The sequence below is a fragment of the Acinetobacter sp. YH01019 genome, from assembly GCF_013420285.1.
Lineage (GTDB): Bacteria > Pseudomonadota > Gammaproteobacteria > Pseudomonadales > Moraxellaceae > Acinetobacter > Acinetobacter gandensis.
In genome coordinates, this window is record NZ_VOYM01000102.1 from 1 (window position 1) to 8,108 (window position 8,108).

6 protein-coding genes, 2 tRNA genes, 3 pseudogenes and 1 CRISPR repeat array are annotated in these 8,108 nt (G+C 38.0%); of the genes and pseudogenes, 4 read left to right on the forward strand and 7 right to left on the reverse strand.

Annotation, left to right across the window (positions count from 1 at the left end):
* Positions 1-100 (forward strand): annotated as a pseudogene (locus tag FTT84_RS15845) (IS1 family transposase); the annotation flags it as partial.
* A gap of 13 nt (positions 101-113) precedes the next feature.
* A CRISPR array of direct repeats spans positions 114-593; the repeat unit is 36 nt; unit sequence GGCTAACAGCCTTTTAAATTTCTACTGTGTGTAGAT.
* Positions 594-735: 142 nt separating this feature from the next.
* Positions 736-1,002: an AlpA family transcriptional regulator gene (locus tag FTT84_RS15850; protein ID WP_067765981.1), complete on the forward strand. Its 267-nt coding sequence runs from the start codon at positions 736-738 to the stop codon at positions 1,000-1,002.
* 30 nt (positions 1,003-1,032) lie between these two features.
* On the opposite strand, the pseudogene FTT84_RS15855 reads toward FTT84_RS15850, so the two are convergent.
* The 4 genes and pseudogenes from FTT84_RS15855 to greB form a co-directional block, all read right to left on the reverse strand.
* A pseudogene (locus FTT84_RS15855) lies at positions 1,033-2,284 on the reverse strand (tyrosine-type recombinase/integrase).
* A 168-nt stretch (positions 2,285-2,452) separates the two neighbouring features.
* Positions 2,453-2,542 (reverse strand) — tRNA-Ser (locus FTT84_RS15860).
* A gap of 288 nt (positions 2,543-2,830) precedes the next feature.
* Positions 2,831-2,920 (reverse strand) — tRNA-Ser (locus tag FTT84_RS15865).
* 88 nt (positions 2,921-3,008) lie between these two features.
* On the reverse strand, positions 3,009-3,503 hold the full coding sequence (gene greB / locus FTT84_RS15870) for a transcription elongation factor GreB (protein ID WP_067765429.1): 495 nt from the start codon (positions 3,501-3,503) through the stop codon (positions 3,009-3,011).
* Between the two features lie 365 nt (positions 3,504-3,868).
* Here greB and FTT84_RS15875 point away from each other — a divergent pair, with 365 nt between their 5' ends.
* On the forward strand, positions 3,869-4,981 hold the full coding sequence (locus tag FTT84_RS15875; RefSeq protein ID WP_180081813.1) for a transglycosylase SLT domain-containing protein: 1,113 nt from the start codon (positions 3,869-3,871) through the stop codon (positions 4,979-4,981).
* A 68-nt stretch (positions 4,982-5,049) separates the two neighbouring features.
* Here FTT84_RS15875 and FTT84_RS15880 read toward each other — a convergent pair whose 3' ends face one another.
* Together FTT84_RS15880 and ttcA are read right to left on the reverse strand one after the other, a co-directional pair.
* Positions 5,050-5,433, reverse strand: coding sequence for an SCP2 sterol-binding domain-containing protein (locus tag FTT84_RS15880; RefSeq protein ID WP_067765436.1), 384 nt, complete (start codon positions 5,431-5,433; stop codon positions 5,050-5,052).
* Between the two features lie 222 nt (positions 5,434-5,655).
* A complete protein-coding gene (gene ttcA, locus FTT84_RS15885) occupies positions 5,656-6,585 on the reverse strand; it encodes a tRNA 2-thiocytidine(32) synthetase TtcA (RefSeq protein WP_180081815.1) in 930 nt (309 codons plus the stop codon).
* 499 nt (positions 6,586-7,084) lie between these two features.
* Between ttcA and FTT84_RS15890 the strand changes: the two genes are divergently transcribed.
* A complete protein-coding gene (locus FTT84_RS15890) occupies positions 7,085-7,948 on the forward strand; it encodes a lytic transglycosylase domain-containing protein (protein ID WP_180081817.1) in 864 nt (287 codons plus the stop codon).
* A gap of 51 nt (positions 7,949-7,999) precedes the next feature.
* On the opposite strand, the pseudogene FTT84_RS15895 reads toward FTT84_RS15890, so the two are convergent.
* Positions 8,000-8,108: pseudogene (locus FTT84_RS15895) on the reverse strand (IS5/IS1182 family transposase); the annotation flags it as partial.

The window sequence follows — 8,108 nt, forward strand, 5'->3', positions numbered from 1 at the left end:
GCGTGGTTTTAGAAGAAGTTGTAATTTCTCCAAAAAGCTTGAAAACCATTTTAAAGCCTTCGACTTAACCTTCTTTTACATCAATAATGGCTTCATTTAATGTCAGCATACTTTTTAAAACACCACCTAAATTTCTACTGTGTGTAGATTATTGTTGAGCGTAATTCATTACCAAAAGGGCTAACAGCCTTTTAAATTTCTACTGTGTGTAGATTGCAGCTCCACCATCGGCTCAAGATATGGCTAACAGCCTTTTAAATTTCTACTGTGTGTAGATATACAGATACGTTCACCGTTAAAAGTGGCTAACAGCCTTTTAAATTTCTACTGTGTGTAGATGGAATTCTTCATCCGGCAGGGCAAACGGCTAACAGCCTTTTAAATTTCTACTGTGTGTAGATATAGCCAATTACAAGCAAGCGAGTACAGCTGGCTAACAGCCTTTTAAATTTCTACTGTGTGTAGATAGTTAGAAGTCCATATCCACGCCCTGCCGGCTAACAGCCTTTTAAATTTCTACTGTGTGTAGATGTGATGAGTGAGTGGGGTTATCGCTCGGCTAACAGCCTTTTAAATTTCTACTGTTTAAATCCAAAGATAACAACTCAACCTACTTAAAAAAATCTTTTCTATTTTTCCCTCATTTTATACTTTTAGACTTGTCTATTTTTTTCTTTTGCTAAGCTTCTCATTAAGCAATCTTGCTTAACTATAAAAATAAGGAGTAGACAGACAATGTCTATTGCAAAACTTTATCGAGTAAAAGATCTCGTAAACTATCCAGCACGTACTGGTAAGGTCTATGTAGACCGTTCTGGTCGAACACGAACACTCTCCCATCGTGATGCAACCACTGGATTACTGAACATTTCAGAGTCCATGCTTTGGAAGCTTGTAAAGCGTGGGGATTTCCCTGCCCCCACTTATATTACTGCAAGTATGCCAACATGGTCTGAGAATCAAATCAATGAATGGTTAGCAAGTAAAAATAGAGCTGCATAGCGACTATTTTATTTCTCTTAAAGCCTGTCACTAGACAGGCTTAAATATATATAAATTATATTTAGGTCTGAGTCTCGGTTTACCCATAAGCTCATATAAGTGATCCGCCCAATCCTGCATCATATCTCTTCGCTCTTCTAAATATTTTGCTCGGTTATAAGCAAGTCCATTTGGATCTTTAACTCGATGTGCCAGTTGATGCTCAATATAATCGATACGCTTCTTTAAGACTTCATCAAGGATTGTTCTTGCTGATGCTCTAGATCCATGGGCTGTATGCTTTCCTGCAAAGCCTAATCTTTCAAGTGCTTTATTCATGGTATTTTCAGAAATATAGTTCTTTCCATCCCGTCCAATAAAGAAGTATTCACTATCGGGATATAAGTCAATGATGGATTCAAGCAATTCAATAGCTTGTATTGACAGTGGTACGATATGATCTTGCTTAGTTTTACTGCTTACATTTTAAGCATCGTTCATCTTTATAATAATATGCTTTCTTAAGGCTTCTAATCTCTCCAGGGCGTTGAAAGATCAACAAAGAGATCTTGAGTGCCACTTGCGTCGTAATCATGCTTCTAGGGAACTGCTCAGGGTAAATCCATATCGCTTTGACTAATGCACTTAAGTCTTTCGCCTCAGTTACGGCTGGATGGTTTTTTTTCGGTGGTGTAGGTAATTCAATATCTTCAATCGGGTTGTAAGTTATGAGTTTTCTTTTTCTAGCAAATTTAAAGATTTGATTTAAGTCGGACTTTAATCTTTTAGCAACAGCATAAGCTTTTCTCTCAAGAATAGGCTGAAATACCCGATCCTCCAGTAGCTCCAATGTTAATTGATCAAAACTCAACTTCCCTATATATGGCAGTGCGTCATGCTCTAAGCGACGAATTGTTTCGCTGTCTTGCTTTTGTTCTACTTTTCGCTTGTCTAGCCATTTAGATGCAATCACGGCAAAGGTATTTTCTATTTCATGTCGGCGTTGGTGTTTAGCTTGTAAACGTTTTGTTGTTGGATCAATCCCCTGTTGAATAAGTATCTTGTACTCATCTCTAATTCTACGTGCATCTTCTAAAGAGATTTCGGGATACGTACCGAGGGATACTTCATTGCGCTTGTTTGTATATGGGCGGGTATAATTAAATATCCAATACCGACTACCATTCGGATCAACACGAAAGTAAAGATTTCCACCATCACCAATCTTTATGCTCTTTTGAGGATCAGCTTTCAGTTTTTTAATTTGTAGTGCTGTGAGCTTATTTTGAGTACGTGCCATGATAAAAAACCACGCAAAAAAATGTAGTAAGTTTTAACTTACTACATTTCTTACTACTTTATAACCGTCGATTTACGTCAAGTGTCAACGTGCGTCGTACCGTTATATTCCAACATTAACCAATATAATCAATCGCTTATATTGTGCTAAGCAATGTTGGAAAGTTTTGTATGGCGGAAGCGGTGAGATTCGAACTCACGGAGGACTCGCGCCCTCGTCGGTTTTCAAGACCGGTGCATTAAACCGCTCTGCCACGCTTCCATGGGCGCTATCATATAAATAAAATTCCACAATGGCAAATTATTTTCCATGATTTTATGCCTTCCTTGAATCGTTTATTCACTTTTTATGCAATTACAACAATTGCATAAAATTAAGAACATCTTTTTTTTCAGCTAGAAACGTTTTTTTAGAAAAATTTCAGACTAATGATCACCAAAAAAATACATCCAAGTATATAAAAAACTATCGATCACCTTATTATTTATTTTAAAAATAGAAAATAAAGTCATAAAAAAACCCCCAATCAATGATTGGGGGTTTTGAATTTGGCGGAAGCGGTGAGATTCGAACTCACGGAGGACTCGCGCCCTCGTCGGTTTTCAAGACCGGTGCATTAAACCGCTCTGCCACGCTTCCATGGGCGCCATCATATAAATAAAATTCCACAATGGCAAATCATTTTGTCAAAAAAGCATTCAATTGAACAAAATAAAAGCAAATTCTATTATTTCGATGCTTCTTCTCTAAGTTCATAGCGAATAGCATTGATATACCAACATTTTTTTCCTGATGGTGTAACAACTTCCACCTCATCATCTACCTGTTTAGACAACAGCGCCCGAGCCATGGGTGAATCAATAGAGATATGCTGTGGATGATGGTCGTAAATTTCATCAACACCGACGATGCGTAGCGTTTTTTCTTCGCCCAATTCATTTTCAATATCGACCCAAGCTCCAAAATAAACTTTGCCGGCTTGTTCGGGTGAATAGTCAATAATTCGGAGTTCTTCTAAACGCTTTCCAAGGTAACGAACACGTCGATCAATTTTACGTAACAATTGCTTGTTGTATTGGTAATCTGCATTTTCAGAGCGGTCGCCTAAACTCGCTGCCCAGTTCACTTTTTTGGTTATTTCGGGTCGTTCTTCATGCCATAAATGCTTCAGTTCAGCGACCAATAAATCATGCCCAGCGCGGGTAATTAAGTTAGATTTCATGATGTTTTCTAGGCTAGTTTGATGAGCAACAACTTACAATAAAAGCCTATTTTATCCCCTATTTCTACACAGTAGCAGTATATAAAATTTATTCCCAAACAAAATCAGTTATTTATGTTACATAATTTTATAATTTTTCGTACAAAATTTGACAAGCTTTTTTTTGATCTTTATTATGCGCACATCTTTTAAGCTTGTTTATTTTTTCATCAGTGTAGATTTTCTACATATTTTCCCGTTAAACCTTAGTCATTCTGAATGACGTCATGACTGCCCAACCCTTATTGAATTTATCAAACTTGAAAAAGTCTGAGGCATTTTTGCCTTTGCTTTTTAGGCCATAAATTACTTGTAGCGGAGACAACATGCACAGTAGTTCAACTTCTGGGTTTAGGCTTTGCCTTAACTCTTTTAACTCTCTCCCATTTAAAGCCCTTGCACTTTGTACTGTTGCAATACCATTTCACAGTATCAATGCAAGTAAAGCGACACATCAATATGATGCTGTCGTCAATAACAGTAAATTGACTGTTGTATCTGTAGCCAACCCAGATATCGTTTTTAAGGATGGTAAACATCTGCATGGTTTTGGTTATGACCTTGCACGAAATTATGCGGATAGTCTTAATGTCAAACTTGACTTTCGTACAGTCAAAGACAATGCCACTGCTTTAAAAATGGTCGCTAAAGGTCAAGCAAGTTTTGCGATGACGATGGCGAGCATGCAAAGTATTGAAGCAAAACACCTCACTTCATTTTCAGCAAGTTGCGGTGACACGGTTTCATTGCAAAAAAATGGTTTAAATAGCAATTTAAACTGGGTGTTTAAAAATGCCGATGACCCACTGAGCCAAACTGCAAGTGGCTTTGTTTGTCGTGCAAAGCAAAATGGAGCAATCAGTCAACTCGCTTCATTTTATAATCGTAATGTGGTCAAGCAAGATTCTTGGAATATCATTCAACGTGATTTAACCAAACGTATGCCTATCTATAAAGCTAGTTTTAAAAAGACTGCACAGCAATACGATTTAGATTGGCATTTACTTGCAGCCATTGGCTATCAAGAGTCGTATTTGAAACCTGACTCTGTTTCGCCAACAGGCGTACGCGGCATTATGATGCTGACCAACAGTACGGCAAAAGCTATGGGTGTGAGTAACCGTACCGATGCGACACAAAGCATTCAAGGTGGTGCAAAGTATTATGACCAAATGTTAAATCGTTATAGTCATATTCCTTTCCCTGATCGTAATTGGTATGCCCTCGTTGCTTACAATATGGGGCCTGGTGCTGTTTCTCAGATTCAGAAGCGAATTAAGTCACAAGGTAAAAACCCAGATAAATGGGTGAACCTATACGCTTATTTAGACCGTAACAAAGCCAGCAATGGACGTTATCGTCAAGCAGTTCAATATGTCACACGTATTCGTGCCTATTTAGAACATATCAAGACCACACCGCAATTGGTGAATATTTAAAGACTTGAAATTTTCTTAAAGCAAAAAAAAAAGCTTACCTTCGGGTAAGCTTTTTTATTTCAAAAGACTTAAGCTGTTTGCTCTAGTACTTTTTTGAATAAATCTTTTTGTTCTGCACTCGGTTTTGCAGTTTGCAATGCCATCAGCTGAGACATGTCACCCTGAACTTTGATTTTTCCTGTCATGAATGCTTGCATCGCCGCAGCCATATCAAACTCTAGGAATACTTTACGTAATGTTTCAGCATCCATGTTTAATGTAGTTTTTGCATTTGATGACAAACCTTTTTTGATTGCGCCGCCATCTAAAGATAATTCTGTGTTACCTGCAGCTTCAGCTACAACTAGGTTAATTGCAAGGTTAGCCAACGCAGGTGGTAAATTTAAGTCACCAGCTTGAGCAGTCAAAGTTTCTACAGTTGAAAACCAATCATCAGTTAAAAAAGCAGGCATGATCTTTCCTCAATTTATTTTGTTCGTTTGTGTTGCCGTTCCAGACAACATCAGTGCAAGCTATTTTTGCTTGTCGCTTGTTATAGCATGATCAATTATAAAATGGCTAAAGTTTTTTGTACGCACCGTTCAATATTTAACACCTTAACAACAAAGTATTAAAAATCATCAATATAAAAAAAGGCACTCCTGAGAATGCCTTTTTTTTACCCAATTATTTCATTAGTCAGCAGCAAAACCTAAATTCACCATATTGATGCGTTTACTTTCAGGTTCGCCTGCATCAGTTGAAGAGCTGCTGCTTTCTTTAAAATCAAACTCGCGTTCTTCGTCTAATTTTTCGAAATCAAATAACTCACGGTCAGCCAATTGTGATGGTGATACATTTTGCAGTGCACCAAAAATACTGTGCAAGCGTTTTGGATATTCTTTATCCCACGTACGTAGCATTTCGTTTAACATGGCACGTTGTAAGTTCTCTTGTGAACCACATAAGTTACACGGAATTATTGGGAACTTACGCATTTCCGCATACTTGATAATGTCTTTTTCTTCCACATAAGCCAGTGGACGAATCAAAATGTTCTTTTTATCCGAAGATAAAAGCTTAGGTGGCATCGCTTTTAAGCTACCGCCATGGAACAAATTCAAGAAGAACGTTGCCAAAATATCATCACGATGATGACCAAGCGCGACTTTGGTTGCACCAATTTCTTGTGCAAAACCATATAAAGAGCCGCGACGTAAACGTGAACATACTGCGCAATACGTTTTACCTTCTGGGGTTAAACGTTTGGTAATGCTGTAGGTATCTTTTTCTAAAATATAATACGGAATGTTATTTTCTTCTAAATAACGTGGTAATACATCTTCAGGAAAACCAGGCTGCTTTTGGTCAAGGTTAACCGCAACCACATCAAAATTAATTGGTGCGATACGCTTAAACTGCAACATAATGTCAAGCAAGGTATAACTGTCTTTACCGCCAGAAATACACACCATGACTTTGTCACCCTCTTCGATCATTTTAAAATCACGAATGGCATGACCGACCTGACGGCGTAGCTTTTTCAATAGACGATAATACGCAGAGCTAGTTGGTAGTTCTGGTTTGAAATTAAATCCTTGTTCGGACTCAACTGGCGAGAACATAGACGAGTTAAACCTAAATAAAAATACCGCGCAATTTTAGCTGATTCGACGCAGCTGCGCATCAAAAGAATGTATTTTCCCGAAAATGTAAAATTGCTGTCATCGTCACGTAATCACTTGTTCATAATTTTATACGCAAGCGTTCATTTTTTACCCGAAACGCTTATCTTTTGGACTTTTCCACAGTTGTCCACAAAACCTGTGGATAACTTTGTGGATTCTAAAAGGCTTGACAGCTTGAGCCGCCCTTATTTTAAGGCTTCTATTTAAATTGATTATTTTTTGATCAATTTATTTTTACTTATTTTTCAACCATTTAAGTGTGTCAAGTTATGCTCATTAAAAAAAAATAAATATTTTTTTTTGATTATTGAATCATCAAAATGACTTGATTTTTACAAACTAGTGAAGAAATCAGCAACCGAAGCCTTTTCATCTGATTTTTTTTTGTTAAACTCTAATTCAACTGTTTGGGGACAGAAAATTTCTTCACTATAAAATGAAAAAAAATATTTGGACTTTGGGGCTCTATATTATCGGAAGTGCGGCCATATTTTGGACTGCGCCTAACACTTTTGCTGGGCAAACCATTTACCAATTACGCGAAAGTAATGGTACGACCTTATTAACCAATAAGCAGGGTCGCTATAGCAATCTGAAAGTTGAAAAGAAAACGTATTATCCGGACAGTAATATTCACAGTTATAGCAACTGGGGTTCTAATGAGTCTTCAGTTTTACCAAGCTATAGCCGCAATAAAAATGCCTTTGACAATATTATTAAACAAGCTGCTGCTCAGCATGGTGTCTCTGAAGGATTAATTAAAGCAGTGATGCATACCGAGTCAGGTTTTAATACAAATGCCCGCTCCCCTGTTGGTGCTCAAGGCTTAATGCAATTGATGCCAGCGACGGCCCGCCGCTTCAATGTCTCAAATGCCTATGACCCGCACCAAAATATTATGGCCGGTGCACGTTATCTGTCTTGGCTATTAAAACGCTTTAATGGTAATACCTCTTTAGCTTTGGCTGGTTATAATGCTGGCGAAGGCAATGTTGCTAAATATGGCGGCATTCCACCTTTTCGTGAAACCCAAGATTATGTGCGCCGTGTAACCAGTCGCTATAGTAATTTATATCCTAGTGGCTTAAACGTAGCTTCATCAGCATCTAACAGTGATAGCGCGAGTTCAAATGGCCGTATTATTGCTAGTTCTGACAATTATCATGCCGCGGCACCCACACCTTCTCGCCCACAGCGCCAAATAATTCAAAATGCGAACGGTAGCTATACCGATGCGCCAGCTGGATCATTTGCCACAGCCAATGCGTCTGCCTCAGCACGTATCTACTTTAATGAATAAAAAACATGCTGAGATAATTCTGTATCTGAATTATTAGGGTCTGTTGACATTTCATAATGGTAGCCAAATAAAGATACAAGCTAAGGCAACAGAATTTTCATAGCTTTGCTTTAGCTTGTCATAGCGTGTGGCAATTCCTCTAAATTGCTTTAATCTAGCA